This is a genomic window from Nitrosopumilus oxyclinae (assembly GCF_013407165.1).
GTDB classification, from domain to species: domain Archaea; phylum Thermoproteota; class Nitrososphaeria; order Nitrososphaerales; family Nitrosopumilaceae; genus Nitrosopumilus; species Nitrosopumilus oxyclinae.
Genome location: NZ_CP026994.1, coordinates 711,489 through 730,342, shown reverse-complemented (window position 1 = coordinate 730,342; position 18,854 = coordinate 711,489). Strand labels below are relative to the sequence as shown.

At 34.5% G+C, this 18,854-nt stretch carries 18 protein-coding genes; 11 read left to right on the top strand and 7 right to left on the bottom strand.

Annotated features, from left to right (window positions below; genetic code table 11):
• Window positions 1-79 precede the first annotated feature (79 nt).
• Window positions 80-2,722 (top strand): DEAD/DEAH box helicase, encoded by a 2,643-nt coding sequence (locus C5F49_RS04250; protein ID WP_179363485.1) that lies wholly within the window; start codon window positions 80-82, stop codon window positions 2,720-2,722.
• A gap of 182 nt (window positions 2,723-2,904) precedes the next feature.
• Here C5F49_RS04250 and C5F49_RS04245 read toward each other — a convergent pair whose 3' ends face one another.
• A complete protein-coding gene (locus tag C5F49_RS04245; protein WP_246275391.1) occupies window positions 2,905-3,138 on the bottom strand; it encodes a hypothetical protein in 234 nt (77 codons plus the stop codon).
• 106 nt (window positions 3,139-3,244) lie between these two features.
• On the opposite strand from C5F49_RS04245, the gene C5F49_RS04240 reads away from it, so the two are divergent.
• From C5F49_RS04240 to trpA, 6 genes are read left to right on the top strand one after another with little or no spacing between them, the layout of a single operon-like run.
• Entirely contained in the window at window positions 3,245-4,594 is a 1,350-nt protein-coding gene (locus C5F49_RS04240; protein WP_179363484.1) for an anthranilate synthase component I family protein, read from the top strand.
• Entirely contained in the window at window positions 4,591-5,187 is a 597-nt protein-coding gene (locus C5F49_RS04235) for an anthranilate synthase component II (RefSeq protein WP_179363483.1), read from the top strand. Before C5F49_RS04240 ends, C5F49_RS04235 begins: the two co-directional genes overlap by 4 nt.
• Window positions 5,184-6,230 (top strand): anthranilate phosphoribosyltransferase, encoded by a 1,047-nt coding sequence (gene trpD, locus C5F49_RS04230; RefSeq protein ID WP_179363482.1) that lies wholly within the window; start codon window positions 5,184-5,186, stop codon window positions 6,228-6,230. The genes C5F49_RS04235 and trpD overlap by 4 nt, the downstream gene beginning before the upstream one ends.
• Window positions 6,223-6,999, top strand: coding sequence for an indole-3-glycerol phosphate synthase TrpC (locus C5F49_RS04225; RefSeq protein WP_179363481.1), 777 nt, complete (start codon window positions 6,223-6,225; stop codon window positions 6,997-6,999). The genes trpD and C5F49_RS04225 overlap by 8 nt, the downstream gene beginning before the upstream one ends.
• The gene (gene trpB / locus C5F49_RS04220; RefSeq protein WP_179363480.1) at window positions 6,996-8,186 is read left to right on the top strand and encodes a tryptophan synthase subunit beta; all 1,191 of its coding nucleotides are present in this window, start codon (window positions 6,996-6,998) and stop codon (window positions 8,184-8,186) included. The genes C5F49_RS04225 and trpB overlap by 4 nt, the downstream gene beginning before the upstream one ends.
• Window positions 8,173-8,973, top strand: coding sequence for a tryptophan synthase subunit alpha (gene trpA, locus C5F49_RS04215; protein ID WP_179363479.1), 801 nt, complete (start codon window positions 8,173-8,175; stop codon window positions 8,971-8,973). The genes trpB and trpA overlap by 14 nt, the downstream gene beginning before the upstream one ends.
• Window positions 8,974-9,158: 185 nt before the next feature.
• Here trpA and C5F49_RS04210 read toward each other — a convergent pair whose 3' ends face one another.
• Entirely contained in the window at window positions 9,159-9,986 is an 828-nt protein-coding gene (locus C5F49_RS04210) for a cupredoxin domain-containing protein (protein ID WP_179363478.1), read from the bottom strand.
• An 80-nt stretch (window positions 9,987-10,066) separates the two neighbouring features.
• On the opposite strand from C5F49_RS04210, the gene pyrG reads away from it, so the two are divergent.
• The 3 genes from pyrG (at window position 10,067) to C5F49_RS04195 (ending at window position 12,713) form a co-directional block, all read left to right on the top strand.
• Window positions 10,067-11,671: a glutamine hydrolyzing CTP synthase gene (pyrG, locus tag C5F49_RS04205; RefSeq protein ID WP_179363477.1), complete on the top strand. Its 1,605-nt coding sequence runs from the start codon at window positions 10,067-10,069 to the stop codon at window positions 11,669-11,671.
• A 158-nt stretch (window positions 11,672-11,829) separates the two neighbouring features.
• The gene (locus C5F49_RS04200) at window positions 11,830-12,432 is read left to right on the top strand and encodes a matrixin family metalloprotease (RefSeq protein WP_246275390.1); all 603 of its coding nucleotides are present in this window, start codon (window positions 11,830-11,832) and stop codon (window positions 12,430-12,432) included.
• A 122-nt stretch (window positions 12,433-12,554) separates the two neighbouring features.
• On the top strand, window positions 12,555-12,713 hold the full coding sequence (locus C5F49_RS04195) for a hypothetical protein (RefSeq protein WP_179363476.1): 159 nt from the start codon (window positions 12,555-12,557) through the stop codon (window positions 12,711-12,713).
• Here the strand turns inward: C5F49_RS04195 and C5F49_RS04190 are convergent, their stop codons facing one another.
• Window positions 12,714-13,712, bottom strand: a complete 999-nt coding sequence (locus tag C5F49_RS04190) for an NAD(+)/NADH kinase (RefSeq protein ID WP_179363603.1) — start codon at window positions 13,710-13,712, stop codon at window positions 12,714-12,716.
• Window positions 13,713-13,814: 102 nt separating this feature from the next.
• On the bottom strand, window positions 13,815-14,684 hold the full coding sequence (locus C5F49_RS04185) for a PfkB family carbohydrate kinase (protein ID WP_179363475.1): 870 nt from the start codon (window positions 14,682-14,684) through the stop codon (window positions 13,815-13,817).
• A gap of 264 nt (window positions 14,685-14,948) precedes the next feature.
• Between C5F49_RS04185 and C5F49_RS04180 the strand changes: the two genes are divergently transcribed.
• Window positions 14,949-15,236 carry a 30S ribosomal protein S26e gene (locus tag C5F49_RS04180; protein ID WP_179363474.1) on the top strand — a complete coding sequence of 96 codons (288 nt, stop codon included), beginning with the start codon at window positions 14,949-14,951 and terminating at the stop codon, window positions 15,234-15,236.
• Window positions 15,237-15,239: 3 nt separating this feature from the next.
• On the opposite strand, the gene C5F49_RS04175 is transcribed toward C5F49_RS04180, so the two are convergent.
• From C5F49_RS04175 to C5F49_RS04165, 3 genes are all read right to left on the bottom strand, one after another.
• A complete protein-coding gene (locus tag C5F49_RS04175) occupies window positions 15,240-15,812 on the bottom strand; it encodes a CDP-alcohol phosphatidyltransferase family protein (protein ID WP_179363473.1) in 573 nt (190 codons plus the stop codon).
• A 216-nt stretch (window positions 15,813-16,028) separates the two neighbouring features.
• Window positions 16,029-16,904 (bottom strand): agmatinase, encoded by an 876-nt coding sequence (gene speB / locus C5F49_RS04170; protein WP_179363472.1) that lies wholly within the window; start codon window positions 16,902-16,904, stop codon window positions 16,029-16,031.
• 5 nt (window positions 16,905-16,909) lie between these two features.
• Window positions 16,910-18,778, bottom strand: coding sequence for a threonine--tRNA ligase (locus C5F49_RS04165; protein ID WP_179363602.1), 1,869 nt, complete (start codon window positions 18,776-18,778; stop codon window positions 16,910-16,912).
• Window positions 18,779-18,854: the final 76 nt, after the last annotated feature.

Below are 18,854 nucleotides of genomic sequence, written 5' to 3'. Positions count from 1 at the left end.
GAGTTAGAATTGAAAAAATAATGACTAATTTTTTGATCTCATCGGTTCATTAATGGTAATTTAGTCTAAAAATTTATTCATGAAATTTTGCCCCAACTGTGATTCTAGGCTCGTTCAAAGCTATGAAGATGTTGGAGGTCCATGGGTTTGTCCAAAATGTAACCCCGAAAAGATTCTGGTCAAAACCCCAACATACGGTGTAAACTATTCAGGAAAAACTAAACAATGCTCCAAAGGTTGCGGTGCTGAGATTTACTGGGATGAGGGATTCAAGTCTGATAGCGGGAAATTTATCCCAATTGATTCAAGGACAGATGAGCCACACAGATGTGATGGTCCATCAGAATCTGGAATGTCATACTATCCAGATGAAATTAAAAAATATTCAAAACCAAAACCAAAAGAACCTGAAAATAAAATTCCATTACCTGAAAGCATCATGTATGATCTTTCTAAAATTCCAAAATCATTAATTGACAATGACCCCATAATTCGAGAGATAGTTCAAGGGCACAAGGAAGAATCCCTTGCACTAATTCATTATCAAAGACTAATTGCGCCAGAAGCTGAAAAGATTCCAATTGAAACTCTAAGTGATGTGTTATCAGAAAATATTATCAAAGGATTGGCAAAGTATGGCTTCACAGGATTATTACCATTCCAAGAGGAAGCAGTTAGAGCAATTCTAAGGGGAGAAAATTCAATTATTTCAGCACCTACGGGGTCTGGAAAAACTGAAGCGTTTGCAATCCCAGTTTTGCAGAAAATTTCAGAGAATCCAACCCCTGGAGTTTTCACATTACTTGTGTATCCACTAAATGCGTTAATTGATGACCAAGTATCAAAGATTTCAGATTTAATTCAGAAATGTAAATTATCAGAGAAAATGGCAGTCTACTCGATTCACGGAGGACAAAGTACAGACTACAAAGACATGATAATTTCAGATGCAAGTCAGAAATCCCTAATCATTGCAACAAATTTTGATTTTATCAATTACCATTTAATTTTACAAGACAAAAAATGGAATGAACTATTCAAGAATGCAAAAATTATCGTAATGGATGAGGCACATTCCTACACCAGTTTTCATGGCTCCAATGTGTATCACGTGTTAAAAAGAATGAAAAGATTCATGGGTAAAGTCCAATTTGTAGGAGCGTCAGCTACACTTGACAATTCAAAGGAATTTTTCTCAAACATGTTTGATTTGCCTGAAGATTCATTTACATATATCAAAAGTAAATTTAGACGAAAACAAAACATGCACATGTTTTTTGTGATGCCTAGAAAATTTAAACAAAGAACCACAATGGAGATGCTATCATCAATTTGTTACAAGAACAATTCAACGCAACTAGTCTTTAGTAACTCTCACAATGATGCAGAATTTTTAGCATCAAATGTTGAGGAGGCAAACAGTGGGATTAGAATTCAAATACATAGAGGAGGCCTTGATCAAAAGGATAGGAAACTGTACGAATCTCAAATGAAAGCAGGAGAGCTAGACGTACTTTCATGTACTCCAACTTTGGAATTGGGAATAGACATAGGACACGTGGATGTAGTTATCTCTGCATTTAAAAATGAGTTTGATTCGTTTATTCAAAGAATAGGCAGAGCAGGAAGGAAGGGTCAGAAATCTTATGCTATCTGTGTTTTTGATCCAGACGATGCGGCATGTCACTATTTTGCACGGCATATTGATGAGTATCTATCACAAGACCACGTTATTCCAATTAACAAGAAAAATCCAATAATTTCTGAAAAACATGAAGAGTCAGTGGATATCGAAGACCAAGCAATGGATGAGTCAGACAAATCGCAGTTCTTTGACTTTGCAAACAGTGTAAATTTACGTGGAGCATCAGGAGAGATTTCAATTTATTATAATTCAAGAAAAATAGGAACTAGAGGAGTCCCTGTAGGATATTATCAACTACATCAAAAGGCAATTTATCACTTCAATAAACAAAACTATGAAGTAAATTCATTGATAAAATCTCAAAACGGAGCAAGAGCGTATCTTGTAAAATCACATGAAAAACAAAAGAGAACCATTCCAATTGTAAGAACAGCAATAATTCAAACATCTGAAGGCAAAGCCATTCATAGAGAAATCAATTTCAAGGAGAGAAAAATATCCCTGCGCTATGGAATTATCTCCCTTGATAGAACTATTACAGGATACATGAAAGGAAACTATAACGAAACAACAGACCAATATGAAATGCATAACGGTGCCAACACATCATCATGGAGAAATTTTCATTGGAAGTCAAAGCACTCAGCAGTTAGTATAATACTACCTCCAGAATTTATCTCAAAAAATAGCTCTGATTCAAAAAGTCCAATTGTCAATGACCCCATAGTTCACACCATATCACATGTTCTAGTAAACGCAAGTAAGATTATGACAAAAGCTGAATCAAGTGATATTGATGTATATTATGAAAAAGGAGTAATCTACATCTATGATAATTCATCAGATGGGTTTAACGGATGCAGTAAAATCATCTATGACGAGTTTGAAAAGATACTCAACACAGGATATTCACTGATAAATGACTGTGATTGTCCAACTGATAAAAATCAGAAAGGTGAAAAGAACTGGGGAGGATGTCCAAAATGTACATTTACCACAAACTATTGTCAAACAAAAAATAAAGAACTCTCTAAAAACGGCGCAAAGGAGTTCTTCTCTGCGTTTAATTTATTGTAAATTTGCAATTGATCTTTCAGGTGCATGCAATGTTCTCACATGTCTGCTTAGAAAACCTGAACTGATTAATTGTATTTCACAGTGTGGGCATTGTACCATGAATATACTATACATAAAGTACACATAATGATGACGGAATTTAAAACAAAAAATACATTCCGAAATGGAACTTTTGATCGCAATTACTGTAATGGATAATGAACATCACAAAATAATACTATTCCATTAGGTAATGTTTTTGCAGTAATACTATGACCCTCATCAATTCCCTTCCCACAAATGTAGCATTCCACCTTACTTACCGAAGATGAGATAGTTTGTGATTTGAGAATATGCATTTTCTGCATGATTGTTTGGTTTGCCCCCTGCATGGTGATTATAGTACGATCAACTAGACTATAAAGGTACCGTACCATACCGTAATAATACCGTGCCTAAGAGATCAACAATTTCAACCAAACCCAGAGAGATCAGAATTATCTTATCAATTTAAATAATAAACCACCAAAATTTTGTTTATGGGTGGACACCTTTGGAAAGACACAAGCAAAAGTAATACCCCTAGATTTATCTGAAAACCAATTTCAAATTTACAATAAAATTTCAAGAAACTATTCACATTCATTTCTCTTTGAATCTCTAACAGGACCTGAAGTTCTAGCTGAAACATCAGTTATGGGATTTGACCCAAAAATAATCCTCAAAGGATATTCAGATAAGGTAGAAATCATTGAGAATGGAAAAACTACAGTCATCCAAACCACAAATCCATTTGAAGAACTAAAGAAACTATTAGGAAAATCTGATGATCAAAGTTATCGATATTTAGGAGGAGCAGTAGGTGTAGTAAACTATGATGCAATCAGATTAGTAGAAAACATAAGCAACTCTCACAATACACCACAGCCATTAATTGAATTTGGAATTTATGATGACGGAATTCTCTATGACAAAATACATGAAAAACTATTCTACTTTTACCATGATGAAAACAGATTTGATAAATTTGTAATGAGTGATGATACTTTTGAAAAATTCCATGCAAGCGAAGTGACACCAAACATGGATGAAACAAAATATTCAGAAATTGTAAACAAGGCAAAAAAATACATCCATGATGGAGATATTTTCCAAGTTGTATTATCAAGAAAGTTTGTTTTTGATACAACAGGGGACAATCTAACACTTTACAAAACATTGAGAAAACTAAATCCTTCACCCTACATGTATCATCTAAAACAAGGAAACAAAACAATTATCGGAGCATCTCCTGAAATGCTAGTTAGAATTACAGATGATAAAGTTGAGACATTTCCAATTGCAGGAACTAGGAAAATTACAGATGACGAGGAAAAAAACAAAGTATTATCTGAAGAATTAATCCACGATGAGAAAGAACTGGCAGAGCACACAATGCTTGTAGATTTGGGGAGAAATGATATTGGCAGAATTTGCAAGTATGGAACTGTCCATCCAGAATCACTAATGGAGATAAAGCGATTCAGCCATGTTCAGCACATAGTTAGTCATGTGGTAGGGAATTTGGCACCTGAAAACGATATGTTTGATGCATTTCAGGCAGTATTTCCTGCAGGAACAGTATCAGGAGCACCAAAGGTTAGAGCAATGGAGATTATTGATGAATTAGAGACAGAAGCTAGAGGACCATATGCAGGGGCTGTCGGATATTTCTCATACAATGGATGCTGTGACTTTGCAATTGCAATTAGAAGTATCTTCATAGAAAATGACAAGGGCTTTGTTCAATCAGGGGCAGGCATAGTATCAGACTCTATTGCAGAAAATGAATTCAAGGAAACGGAACATAAAGCAGGAGCAATGCTTCAAGCATTAAAGGAGGCAACAAGTTGAAATTTCTAATTATCGACAACTACGATTCATTCGTGTATAACATTGCACAGTATCTTGGAGAGCTTGGAGTAAATTGTGATGTGATTAGAAATGACAAAATCACCCTACAGCAGATTAAAGATAAAAATTATGATGCAATAATAATTTCTCCAGGACCAGGAACACCAGAAGACAAAAAATATTTCGGAGTGTGTTCAGAAGTGATCAAAGACATGGGACCAAGCACTCCAATTTTAGGAGTATGTCTCGGACATCAAGGAATCATTGATGCATTTGGAGGTAAAGTTACAAATGCAGGATGTGTAAGACATGGAAAGACTAGTCCAGTAGACTACATTGAATCAAAACTGTTTGCAGGTGTAAAGAATCCATTTAGGGCAACAAGATATCATAGTTTGGTTGGAGATAAAACAGTAATTCCAGAGGTACTCAAAGTCATAGCTACTGCAGGAGATGATGGGGAAGTCATGGCAATTGAACATAAAGAATTTTTAATTCAAGGAGTGCAGTTTCATCCAGAATCTATAATGACTGAAGATGGGAAAAAGATTCTAGGCAATTTCATCAACCAAGTAAAGGAGAGAAAAAAATGATCACAGATATCATTTCAAAACTACAAGAAAAAACAGATCTTACATATGACGAGATGAACAAAGTCATGACAGATGTTCTCTCGGGCAAAACAGATGATTTAGAAAATGCAGATTTTTTGTCATATTTGGCAGACAAGGGTGAAACTGATGATGAACTATTAGGAATGCTAGATAAAATGCAGGAATTTTCACTCAAAGTTGAGGCTAAAAATCAAGGAAAACTCATCGATATGTGCGGAACTGGAGGGGACAAACTCCAAACATTCAACATATCCACAACGGCATCATTTGTGGTAGCAGCTGCAGGTGGAGTGGTGGCAAAGCATGGAAACCGTTCAAGTTCAGGAGTTTCAGGGAGTGCAGATATTTTTGAACATTTCGGATATGATTTGAGTTCAGAGCCGGCAAAGATTGCAGAGATTCTACAAAAACACAACATCTGTTTTATGTTTGCACAAAAGTTCCATCCAGCAATGAAACATGTCTCTACTGCAAGAAAGCAACTTGGTAAAAGAACGGCATTTAATCTTCTAGGACCACTATCAAATCCTGCAGATGTAAAAAATCAACTAGTAGGAGTATTCTCAATTGAATATTTGGATAGATTACCATTATTACTAAAAAGAAAAGGGGCTGAGAACATCATGACTGTTCGCTCAGATGATGGAATGGATGAATTTTCAACAAGTGCAGTTAATCGCGTATGTGTATTGAAAAATGACAAAGTGTTAATGAATGCAATTGATCCTGAAATTGTAGGATTGCACAAATCAACATTAAAAGATATTCAAATTAGTACAAAAGAAGATGCGATAAAATCATTTGTAGAAGTGTTAAACAATACAGCAAACCAAGCAATGATTGAAACTACAGCACTAAATGCAGCAGGAGGATTAATTGTTGCAAACATTTCTAAAAACTTTGAGGAAGCAGTAGAACTTGCACTAGATACAATAAAGAATGGAAAAGCATTTTCATTGTTAGAAAAGTTTGTACAAGATACAGGAGACATCTCAAAATTAAAGGAGATTACTAATGGCTGAAAATATTCTACGAAAACTAGTAAACAACTCTCAGATGGCAATTAATGATGGAATTTATGAGGTGGAAGCAAATTTGCAAAAGTCATCCAAAGACTTTATCCATATAATTAAAACAAATCCTCATGCAACATTACTTACAGAGGTAAAATTTGCATCTCCATCCCTAGGCAAAATCAGAACACTGACAGATCCCGTAAGCATTGCAAAGCAGATGATTACAGGAGGCTCAAAAGCACTCTCAGTTTTGACTCAACCACACCTGTTTCATGGCTCTCCAGAGTATTTCATGAAGGTTAGGGAGGCAGTAGATGTTCCAATGTTGATGAAAGATATCATGATTGATAAAATCCAAATCGATGCTGCAAAGAAGATTGGTGCAGATTACATGTTGGTAATTCAGTCATTGTATGACCAAAAATTCCTAACAGACATTGACGAGTTTATCGCTTATGGACACAAGCAAGGATTACAAATTTTACTTGAAGTGCATACAAAACAAGAACTAGAAAATGCATTAAACACAAAAGCTGATCTTATTGGAATTAACAACAGGAATTTAGACACTTTAGAAATTGATCTTAAAACTACAGAGAACATTCTATCAGGAGTGGAAAAGTCAAGACCAATACTTTCTGAAAGCGGAATTAATACACCTGAAGATATTCAATACCTAAAAAAGTGCGGAGCAGATGCGTTTTTGATAGGCTCAAGCATAATGAAAAGTGACAACATTGAAGAACAAGTAAAAAAACTGGTGAATGCGTATTGAAATATCCTAAAAATGGCAGATTTGGAGAATTTGGTGGAAAGTACATTCCAGAAACACTAGTTCCAGCAATTGAGGAACTAGAAGAAAATTATCTCAAATTTAAAAACGATAAAAAATTCAAAGCAGAATTAGATTACTATCTCAAAGTCTATGCCGGAAGACCAACTCCATTATACTATGCAAAGAATTTATCTGAAAAAATAGGAGGTGCTAAAATCTATCTAAAACGAGAAGACTTGCTACATGGAGGAGCTCACAAGATAAACAATACTTTGGGCCAAGCTTTGCTTGCAAAAAAGATGAACAAAAAAAGAATCATTGCAGAAACTGGTGCAGGTCAACACGGAGTTGCAACTGCAATGGCATGTGCAGCATTAGGAATGAAATCAGAAGTGTACATGGGGTATAGAGATACAATTAGACAGAAACAAAATGTACTTCGAATGAATATGCTTGGGTGTAAAGTTCATCCTGTAAAATCAGGCTCTAAAACACTCAAAGATGCAATTAATGAGGCAATTCGTGACTGGATTACAAATGTAGAGAACACCTACTATTTGCTAGGATCAGCAGTCGGCCCTCATCCATATCCTGTAATGGTAAGGGACTTTCAAAGTGTAATTGGAAATGAGATAAAATCACAGATGAAAAAAATTAACAATAAAACACCAGATACTGTAATTGCATGTGTCGGCGGAGGTTCAAATGCAATTGGAACATTCTACCCACTAGTTGATTCTAATTCAGAAATAATAGGAGTAGAGGCTGCAGGTCACGGATTAAAATCCAAAATGCATTCTGCAACATTGTCTGCAGGAAGTAAGGGAGTATTACATGGAATGATGACATACCTACTACAAGATAAAGAAGGCCAAGTTACAGAGACTCATAGTATTTCAGCAGGATTAGATTATCCAGGAGTGGGTCCTGAGCATTCATACTATAAAGACACTAAACGAGTAAAATATCACTCAGCAACTGATGCTGAAGTTATTGATGCATTTTTGTTGTTAACTAGAACAGAAGGAATCATTCCAGCTTTGGAATCATCTCATGCAATTGCAGAAGCTGTTAAAGTTGCAAGAAAGAGTAAAAAGTCAGAAAACATAGTTGTTACACTTTCAGGACGTGGAGACAAAGACATCGAAGAAGTACAAAATTATTTGAATAAACATGACAAGAATTAAAGAAAAATTTGCAGAGTTGAAGGCAAAAAAGGAAAAAGCCCTGATAGCATACATCATGGCAGGATTTCCAAATGAAAAAGCCACAATCTCGACAGTGAGAGGATTAGTAAAAGGAGGGGCAGATATCATTGAATTAGGATTTCCATTCTCAGATCCATTAGCAGATGGTCCAGTAATTCAAAATGCCAGCACCATATCTTTAGAAAAAGGAACAAAGATTGCAAAGTTTTTCAGTCTTGTAAAAAAGATCAGAAAAGAGACAGACATTCCATTAATCTTAATGACTTACACCAATATCCTATACCACAAAGGATATGCAAAATTCATCTCAGAAGCCAAAAAAGCAGGAATTGATGGATTTATCCTTCCTGACATGTCAATTGAGGAATCAAAAGAGTACTTACAGGCAGCAAAAAACAAGGCAGATACCATATTTCTAATCTCACCAAATACTAGCAATACAAGAATTCAAAAAATATCAAAAGCATCATCAGGATTTTTGTATCTTGTTGCAGTGTTTGGAACAACGGGTGTAAAAACTGGAATTAAAAAATACACACTTGATGCAATAAAGCAAGTAAAGAAGCAAACCAAAGGAAAAATTCCAGTAGGGATTGGATTTGGGGTATCAACACCTGAAGATGTAAAAAAATACATCAAAGCAGGAGCAGATGCAGTAATTGTCGGTAGTGCATATCTGAAATTAATTGAAAAAACACCCCAAACCAACCTAGAATCAAAAATTGCGTCATTTACAAAAAGTCTCAAAAAACAAACAATTCTCTAAAACAAACGTCAAAGCTGGCGGTCAAGTTTTCAAACTTTCATTGAGGGGAACTCGATTTCAGTAATGGCCGCCAAACTAGAGGTTCTCATAACATAATACTTTTAGAAAAATAAAACATGGACGGTATCAAAACCTAAAATTCATTTGAAATACAGACGAATTTTTCACAATTGTAAAGATCGTAATTATCTAAACATCAAAAGTTTAGAGCGAGTCAAAAACAACATCGAAACAACACCAATGCTCAAAATACTAATTGCCAAGAAACCAAATTCTGGAATTACTTTAGTTCCCATGATTTTGATGTCTTTAGAATCTGCAGTTATTGGAAGGATTAGTTTAGTTCCAGAGGATGTGGATTCGGATTCAAATTCTGTCATCACTCCGTCAACAAATACGGCATTTGGATTTTCAATTAATTTAGGTGGTAAAACAAGTGTAATCTGATCATTTCCGCTACTTCCAGAAATTCTAAAAGTTAAGCTTTTCTCATCAGGATTAACATGTACTGCTTTTTGCAAATTTGTATCAAGAATATACTTTACCTTAAATCCTAAGCCATCATCACTAAACCCTGAACCTACATTATCTATTGATTTTACATTGCCAGGGTTTTTCACAACATGAACGACTCCATTCATGAAAGGATGAATACTACAAAAATAGTAAAAATCACCCACATCGTTAAATTTTTGAGTAAATGATTTACCTGCAGTAAAAAATCCACTATCAAATTTACCATCTACTTCAAATTCACCTGTTTGAATACTATCTGCTGAAACTGAGGTTATTGTATGAAATGCAGTATCAGCATTATGCCAAATTACAGAATCACCTGGAAAGACAGTAATTTCACCAGTTGTCACACCAGTTGATTTTTCAGACCAAAAAAATGGAGCGCCAGGATCAGAAGCACCAGAAGGAATTTTAATTTCAAATGTGGTTTCAGCAAATGCCAAACTGGCATAGCCTGCAACAAATAGAACTAACAAAGGTAAAAGATAAACTCGCACATCATAGTAATTCAACCTCTACTATTTCAACCTAGCATGATAGACAAAACATACAAAAACTAGATACCCGTTTGTTTAATGTGCAGACAAAGTTAATTTTTGTCACAGGTGGTGTGATGTCTGGCCTTGGAAAAGGCGTAACTACTTCATCGATTGCAAAATTATTACAATTAGCAGATCAAAAAGTTTCATGCATCAAAATAGATCCATATCTCAACTATGATGCCGGAACAATGAACCCAGTAGCTCATGGAGAGGTCTTCGTAACAGATGACGGAGGAGAATGTGACATGGATATTGGAAACTATGAAAGATTCCTAAATCAAAATATTCCAAAAAGCCACAACATTACAACAGCACAAGTATATTCTTCAGTAATTGAGGCCGAAAGAAAAGGAGAATATCTAGGAGCATGTGTTCAGATCATCCCACATGTAACTGATGAAATTAAAAATAGAATTTCAAAAATTGCAGAGGAGGAAAAACTAGACTTTTTGATTGTAGAATGTGGTGGAACAGTAGGGGATATCGAGTCACTTCCATTTCTAGAGGCATTAAGGCAAATGAGAGTCGAGGAAGGACCAGAAAATGTAATTTTTGTTCATGTAACATTAGCACCATCATTGGATGTGGTTGGAGAACAAAAGACAAAACCAACACAACACAGTGTTCAGGAATTAAGAAGAATAGGTATTCAGCCAGACTTTTTGGCAGTTAGATGCACATTACCATTAGAAGAGAAGACAAAAAAGAAGATTGCAATGTTTACAAATGTCACACCAAAAGATGTCCTATCATGCCACGATGCAAAATCAATTTTCGAGGTGCCTCAAATGCTATACGACCAAGGAATCATGGATTCAATATTTAGAAAGTTCGGAAAAGTGGGAATGGTTAATGCATCAGCTAATTGGGACAAGTGGAATAAGATTGCTCAGAACATGATAAACCATGAAAATAACAAAGTGAAAATTGCAATGGTTGGAAAATATGTCACATTAGCTGATAGTTATGTGAGCGTAAACCATGCACTAAAGCATGCAGGTGCGCAAATGGGCAAATCAATTGATATCGATTGGATAGATTCTGAATCAATAACAGATTACAATACACTATCAAAATATGACGGAATTCTAGTACCAGGCGGATTTGGCACCCGAGGATCAGAGGGAATTATTCAAACTGCAAATTATGCAAGGGAGAAAAACATACCATATCTTGGAATATGTTTCGGATTCCAATTAGCTGCAATTGCATTTGGACGTAGCGTATTGAATCTAGAAGATGCAAACTCTACAGAAATAAAAAAAGATACAAAGAATCCAATTGTAGATTTACTTCCAGAACAAAAAAATATTTCAGATATGGGAGGCTCACTTCGATTAGGAGCTAATGATGTAATAATCAAAGAGAACACAAATGCCAAGAAAATTTACAACTCAACAGTAATCAGTAAAAGACATAGACATAGATACGAAATCAACCAAGAGTACATTCCTCAATTTGAAAGAAACGGATTGATATTTTCTGCAGATAGTGACGGTGGGAAAAGAATGGAAATACTTGAAATTCCTTTGCATAAATTCTATCTGGGAGTACAGTTCCATCCGGAATTCAATAGCAGACCAGGGTTTCCTGAAGAAGTATTTTCAGCATTCATAAAAGCTGCATCTGAAAATAATTGATCATTTATTGAAATAATTACAATTTTTCATGTAAAATTTACCGACTAAAATTAACTGTAACATTTTACTTGAGACAAATTTGTGTGAAAATAAGTATGTAATATTTATTACAAACTTATGATTAAGATACATTAAGATTTTCATACTTTGTGAGAGGTATGGTTCTGCCAGTAATGGCAGTAAGTATAGCTATTTTCATTCCAGTAGAAATTTGGGCTGAAAATAGTGAGCAATGGAGTGAATTAAGACATTGGGAGAATGTAAAAGAGAATAAAATTCCAGTCTTAATTGTTAGAGATGCAAAGGTGAGTGAAACTCAGGTGGATATTGTAGAAGACGCAATCAATTCAAAAAAAGTAAAAAATTCTGGAAGAACGTTATTTTTGGGATGGAATGAAGGAATCAAAGAAATTTCAAAATCATTTGGAGTAAAAGTTCCAACATTAGAAATACAATACAAACTTGAAAGAACAGAGGCAATAATTATTCATCTCAGTGAGAAAACAAATTCAAATGGCTATAACGGATATACAAATTTGTTCTATGATGCAAATGGAAATATCATAAAAGCTCTTGTAACAATCTACAATACAGATGAATTAAACAAGTTGCAACTTGAATCAATCATCAGACATGAATTAGGCCATGCACTTGGATTAGGACACACAAATGTAGAAAATGATTTGATGCAACCAAAGATCAACATGAACTTTAATGCAATATCACTTTTAGATTTACAAGCTCTTGCAAGCATCTACTGATTTAGTAGTTCAATCCATCTTTTCGTTTCAATAGATAGTAGTGATTTTTAGAAATTCCCAACTGTGGGAAAATTAATTTTTGTTAAAATTAAATAAGACAACATACACTCTAAATCCATAAATTGTCAAAGTGTAAAGAGTGCGGTAAAGAGTATGAAAGTGGAATAAAAGAATTTTGTTCAGATAAGTGTTACAAAATAGATATTCAAAAAAGAATCAATGAAGCTACAGAAAATGAAGAGTCACACACTAAAAAAATTTCAAAATTAGATGAAAACTAGTCACTCAATCTTTGAAATTTCATAAATTTTCTGTCTTGCATCACGAATTGAAACTTTCTTTTTGACATAGCCTTTTTTGAGTAAATGGCTCAGAGCCAACCGAACAGTTCTATCAGGAAGTAATGTTTTGTTTGCAAGATCTTTTTGAGTTAAAGCCCCCTCATACTCCAGAGTTTTCAATAAAAGTTTAGAACTAGGAGGCATGCTAAGAAGTTCTTCAGCAAGATGGACCTTTTTTGCAAGGGCAGAGATCGCTGTTGAATCTTTTTTTAATCTAATAATTTGAGCAGGTGGGAAAAACTGTGTGCATTCAACTGTTTTCTTTACTTTGTACCTATCCAAACCATCCAAAACAACCTCACAGTGTAACCGTGCAGATATGTCATCAATTTCAATAGAACTGCTATTTGAAACAATGATTGGTCTACGGGTTACATCAAGAGAGTTTACAGAAATTATTTCAAAAACTGCAGAGTCTTGGAACAATACTGGACCTCCAGCAGACATTGAATATGCAGATGATCCAATTGGAGTAGATACAATTATTCCATCACTATTATCATGCCATACCTCATCACCATTAACACGCAAAGTATGCTCCATCAGCATTGCACTCTTTGATGAAAATACTGCAACATCATTTAATACCGGATAGACATTTTTTCCATCAATTTTTACACCAAGTCTAGGTACTTGTTCTACTTTGTAGTTTTGTTTTTTCAATAAATTGACATATGATGAAAATTCTCTCAATTCAATTTGAGCCAAAAATCCACTTGCCTCACCTTCACTTATTCCCAGTACAGGTAAAGTAGAATCAAATGTTCTATGAAAATAATTCCTAACTCCCTTATCCCCCCCAAGGACAATTATACAATCAGCTTGTTTGCTTTTAGTTTTAGAAATTGGAAATGACGTAATTCCAGATTCGTCAAGAATTTTTTTAATTGTCTTTGCAGCTGATTCTGTGCTACCTGAACCGTAAATGCCTATCTGCATAGAAGAAACAGTCAATTTGGTAGAATAAAAGAATATTCAAATCTGTAAGGCAATACTGAAAGTTCTTTTTCCATATCTATAACTTTTTTAGAATTCATTCTATTACAAATCTCGAAATTTTACTAAATTGTAAAAATATGATGCATTCGTTTCAATTGTTCCTTTTTTCGGAATCTTTTGTAAGCCTACATTCTTTGATTCTAATGCCGCTTGTGCAGCACCTCCAGCAAAACACAGAGCCCACAAAAAATCCTTCTCTTTAAGCATTGTACAAGTAAAAGCAGTACAGAAAATATCTCCAATGCCAGTGGTATCGTGAATAGTCCTATTTGGTAAAGTAATTGAATAGATTTTGTCTTTTACCAACAATGATACATTTGCCTTGTCAGTTAACAACACATGTTTGATTCCTTTTTTTTGCAATGCCAACATCATCTCATCACTAGTTCCATTTACAATCTGTCTTGATTCTTCAGGATTGACCTTGATTGCATCAACATTTGATAAATCAAGATCAGTTTGTTCCAAGAAAACATTATTTTCAGAATCTTTTCGTCTTAAAAATCCCTGAGGATCAACAAAGAGGAAATTAGAATCATTCTTAATTTTTTTAAATGTCTCATCAGATATTTCATGGTAAATTGGGCTTACAAGGTGAGCATCTGCAGCACTTTGAGAATAGTTAATTTCTTCACATTCATTTTCTAATTTGAGAGTTCTATCAGAACCAGTTATCGAAATAGCAAACTTGGTGGTATTTTTTTGAGATTCAGAATCTACAAGATTAATTTTATCTTCATTAAGATATTGTTTTGGAAAATCAGGGCCAAACTTTGTGTACAAATCCACATCAAATTTGAATTGTCGAGCTGTAATACCAGAATAACAAGCCGCCCCACCAATTTGCTCATAGTTATTTCCATCAATAGTTATTGTATCAATTGCGCAATGTGAAAAAACAGCTAGTTTCATTTCTCTTGTTTTTAATCAGTACGGATTTAGTTTTTTGCATTTTTTTCAGCAATACATTGCTCACAAATTATCTCACCATGAATAATTACCACTTCTACCCCCGACCTAAAACAAGTATGGCAAAGTCCACGCATGATTGTATCAATTGGATTTCTTCGATCTAGGATTAAAACATGTATGATTTTTATCTAAAAATCAGGCACAAAAGGACCAATTTGTATTAAAATTCTACAAGAATATAAGTAGGCAAATTTGCTCATGTTCATGCCACTTAAGCGTGCAAGTAGAGGTCGTACAAAAGGAGGAAAAGGATCTTCAGGTGTTGTACAATGTACAAACTGTGGACAGACTGTCCCAAAAGACAAGGCAAAGAAAGTTACTTCTAAATTAAATTTGGTTGAACATACTTTAGCAAAAGAACTACGTGCACAAGGCGCATATATTGCATCACCAACAGTTTTGAAACATTACTGTATTTCATGTGCAATTCACTTTAAGATTCTAAAAATTAGATCTGCAGATAGTAGAAGAAAACGTGGAAAACTTCGTTAGCAATTATTCTTTAATATTTTTAGCAGTGTAAACCATTCTCTGTACTAGAGTAATCCCTGCAATTATCACTACAATAATTACAGCATATTCCATAAATCCAATCATTCCAATAATTGCAATCACCAATAATCTTTCAGCTCGTTCGCCAATTCCTATTCCTTGAAGTTTAATGTTAATAATATCAGATTTGGATCTAGCATAACTTACTAACAAAGACAATGTAATTGCAAGCAATACAAGATACGGCTCAGCATATCCTCCAACTAAAAGTCCTAAAAATATTGCAACTTCAGAAATCTTATCAAACATAGAATCAAGATATTCACCTTTTTTCGAAGTCTTTCCAGTAACTCTTGCTACTTGACCATCTACCATGTCAAAAAATCCTGAAACAAGTAACAAAACACCGCCAAGAATTAATCCATATTCTATTCCCATTCCATAAACAACTGCAGACACCAGTGCAAATGCCAATCCTACAAATGTCCAAAAGTTTGCAGACAATCCTGTAGATGCAAATCCCTTACCTATTTTTTCTAAAGTAGGCCTTAGAGTATCTCGCAGATTATTTAACACGAGTTACACCCAAAATACCATCTAATAAAGTGAACAGGAGTGAAATCGAGGCAAAATAGGTCAATAATCCATCAAATAGCGAGATTTTTCAAATTTGAAGCAAAATAATAGATAATGTTAATATGAAAATTAAAGAACAAATCAAAGGAGTATTTGTAAGGATAGTTAATTTTTCAATATTCTTGATTAATTTTTGAGCATATGTTAGGGAATAAATTAATTATTTCGGGATAGATTAATTGCAATCAAAGTAGAAATTATTTTTGCAGCCAATGATGCAGTGGCGCCATTATCATGGTATGGATTTAATTCAACAATATCCACACCAGTGACTTTGGTTTCCTGAAAAATGTTGATCATATCAAATAGTTCTCTAGACGTAATTCCATCAGCTTCAGGATTACCAACGCCAGGAGCATATGCAGGATCTAACACATCAAGATCAAAACTAGAATATACAGTATCAAATGTAGAGACATGATCTCTTAGAAGACTAGGACCTTTGCCTTCACAAATTTGCTTGTAAGTAATAGTTTTAATTTTATTTTCAGTTAGAAATTCTAATTCCTCTTTGACAAAGGCTCTTGCTCCAACATGTAAAATATTGTCAGCCCCTCTCTCTTCTACAATGCGTCTCAAGTAAGATGCATGGCTTAGTTTAATGTCAGCAAATTCATCACGTAAATCATAGTGTGCATCAAAAACAACATATCCAGTATCTTTTGGAAAACTAGTATACGTACCATAAGTAATGGAATGCTCTCCGCCCAAAATGAACAACTGTCTTTGCTTTGCAACAAGTTCAGAAGTAATTTTTTTGACCATGTCAATCATTTCAGATGCCACAACAGTATGACGTGTGTTTCCCAAATCTTCAATATTGACAGTCTCTAAATCAATTCCAAGGTCAGGATGAAATATCTCAATATTATTAAAAGAGTCACGAATTGCGTCAGGTCCAAATCTACAACCAGGCTTGTAAGAGTGAGTAGCATCAAAAGGTATTCCGAATATCGTAGCTACAGGTTCGGAATCATCATCAGATGATGTAATTAGCGGATTATTATTCATGTATAGATCAAGATAGCTCATTTTAGTTACACCATCAAATTTGGTCTCTTTGAGAGATATTTTGGAAGATTCAAACCAGTGAAAGGTTTTCCTTTGGTTTGGTCTTTAATTTCATTAATAAAATCATCAAATGACAATTCCCGCACATCACCAGTTTGTCTATCACGTATACTAAGATTTTGAGAATTTGCTTCTTTTTCACCAATCACCAAAATGTATCGAATCCATTCTTTTTCAGCTTCACGTATTCTTTTTCCAATACTTTCGTTTCTATCATCAATGTCAACACGAACATCACTTGCAGAAATTTTATCAGATAATGATTCAGTAAATGTATTGAATTCTTCTTTGAGTGGAATTATTCTAACTTGAGTAGGGGCCAACCAAAGTGGGAATTGAGGTTTTCGCCCCTCATGAGAATCTTTAGCAGCTTTTTCTAACAATGCATAGATAATTCTCTCAATTGCGCCACTAGGGGAGTTGTGCAATATGATTGGATTTTGTTTGACATTATTTTCATCTACAAAATCAATTCCGTATCTATTTCCATTTTCTACATCAATCTGGTCAGTTGATAAAGCAGAGGCTTTTCCCAGACCATCAATAAAATTAAACTCCCATTTCAATACAAAGTAAAAGAATTTCTCTTTCCACATTTCAACAAGAACTGGTCTTCCATGTTTTTTGACGAGTTCCTCAATGGATGATTTGTTTTCATTGTAAAAGTCCTCTGTGAATCTGATTGCCATATCATAGTCAGTTTCATCAATCCCTAGCTCTTTGAGAACACTTTGAGAAAGATCAAATCTTACCTTAATTTCATCAATTGCCTGAGGCATATCTTTGCAAAATGCATGGCAGTCAGGCATGGTAAATGCTCTTAATCGTCTTAAACCGACTAATTCCCCTGATTGTTCACGTCTAAAGCTGTAACGAGTTAACTCATAGAGTTTGTAGGGCAAATTCTTGTATGATAATTGGTATTGATTGGCCATCAGGAATTGACCAAAACATGCAGCAAATCTCAAAAAGAGTTTTTTGCCTTCAGAGTCAATATTGTATTGTCTTGCAGGGAACCGGTTAAAGTAACTAACCATACTTGGATGTTCTGAATCATACATGATTGGAGTTTCAACTTCATAACCACCATATTCTTTAACTCTGTCAGTAACATATCGTTCAATTAATGATTTGATCAAACGACCATTAGGATAAAATCTCATATTTCCAGAATCAGATGCAGGTTCATAGTCTGCTATTCCCATCTTCTTCATCAATGCAACATGTGGTGGTGGTTGGTCCACTTTACGAATTTTTGCCGATTCATATTTTGCCAAAATTTCTAGTTTAGGATATTTTGCAAAATTAAAATCACCAATATTTGTCATTGTTCCATCTGGAGAAAGTATTTTCCAAAATGAGCGAATTTTAGATTCACCTTTGAGTGCATCAGAAGTTAATTCCTCATCAGGTTTTACAGATGCAGAATCTTTTGTGACAACTTTGGAACTTTCTGCAAGTGGATGTCCCTTTACTTGGATTTTGTAAGATTTTGTCCAACCAAATGGAGAATGAGATACTTCAAGTTCGGATGCTGCATCTTCCATCTCTTTAAGTAATTTAATGGCAATCGATGGTTTTGCAAGATTTGAGCTAAGATGAGCATAAGGGTATAACAATAATTTTTTAGATCCAATTTTTTCCATTGATGATTTAATCTGAGTGATTGCATTTTGTGCCACTGAGGAGTCATCACCGTCTTCAATTGCAACAAATACCACCACAAGTTCTTCCAATCTCTGAGTTTGAGGATTTTCAATATCTTCAGCAGATTGTATCTCCTTTTTGGTTGGAGTATACTCGATGTTATCACAATGAAGTTGCAATATACGCATGTTTAGAGATGTTAAATCGGGCATAAATATACGATTCTCAAAAATCTCAAGAATGCGAGGAAATTCCAGAAGAACA

Excerpts from the sequence above, each read along its gene's own strand:
- C5F49_RS04250 (WP_179363485.1), top strand. The coding sequence starts at position 80 with ATGAAATTTTGCCCCAACTGTGATTCTAGGCTCGTTCAAAGCTATGAA.
- C5F49_RS04245 (WP_246275391.1), bottom strand. The coding sequence starts at position 3,138 with ATGGTACGGTACCTTTATAGTCTAGTTGATCGTACTATAATCACCATG.
- trpD (WP_179363482.1), top strand. The coding sequence starts at position 5,184 with ATGATCACAGATATCATTTCAAAACTACAAGAAAAAACAGATCTTACA.
- C5F49_RS04225 (WP_179363481.1), top strand. The coding sequence starts at position 6,223 with ATGGCTGAAAATATTCTACGAAAACTAGTAAACAACTCTCAGATGGCA.
- trpA (WP_179363479.1), top strand. The coding sequence starts at position 8,173 with ATGACAAGAATTAAAGAAAAATTTGCAGAGTTGAAGGCAAAAAAGGAA.
- C5F49_RS04200 (WP_246275390.1), top strand. The coding sequence starts at position 11,830 with ATGGTTCTGCCAGTAATGGCAGTAAGTATAGCTATTTTCATTCCAGTA.
- C5F49_RS04190 (WP_179363603.1), bottom strand. The coding sequence starts at position 13,712 with ATGCAGATAGGCATTTACGGTTCAGGTAGCACAGAATCAGCTGCAAAG.
- C5F49_RS04185 (WP_179363475.1), bottom strand. The coding sequence starts at position 14,684 with ATGAAACTAGCTGTTTTTTCACATTGCGCAATTGATACAATAACTATT.
- C5F49_RS04180 (WP_179363474.1), top strand. The coding sequence starts at position 14,949 with ATGCCACTTAAGCGTGCAAGTAGAGGTCGTACAAAAGGAGGAAAAGGA.
- speB (WP_179363472.1), bottom strand. The coding sequence starts at position 16,904 with ATGAGCTATCTTGATCTATACATGAATAATAATCCGCTAATTACATCA.
- C5F49_RS04165 (WP_179363602.1), bottom strand. The coding sequence starts at position 18,778 with ATGCGTATATTGCAACTTCATTGTGATAACATCGAGTATACTCCAACC.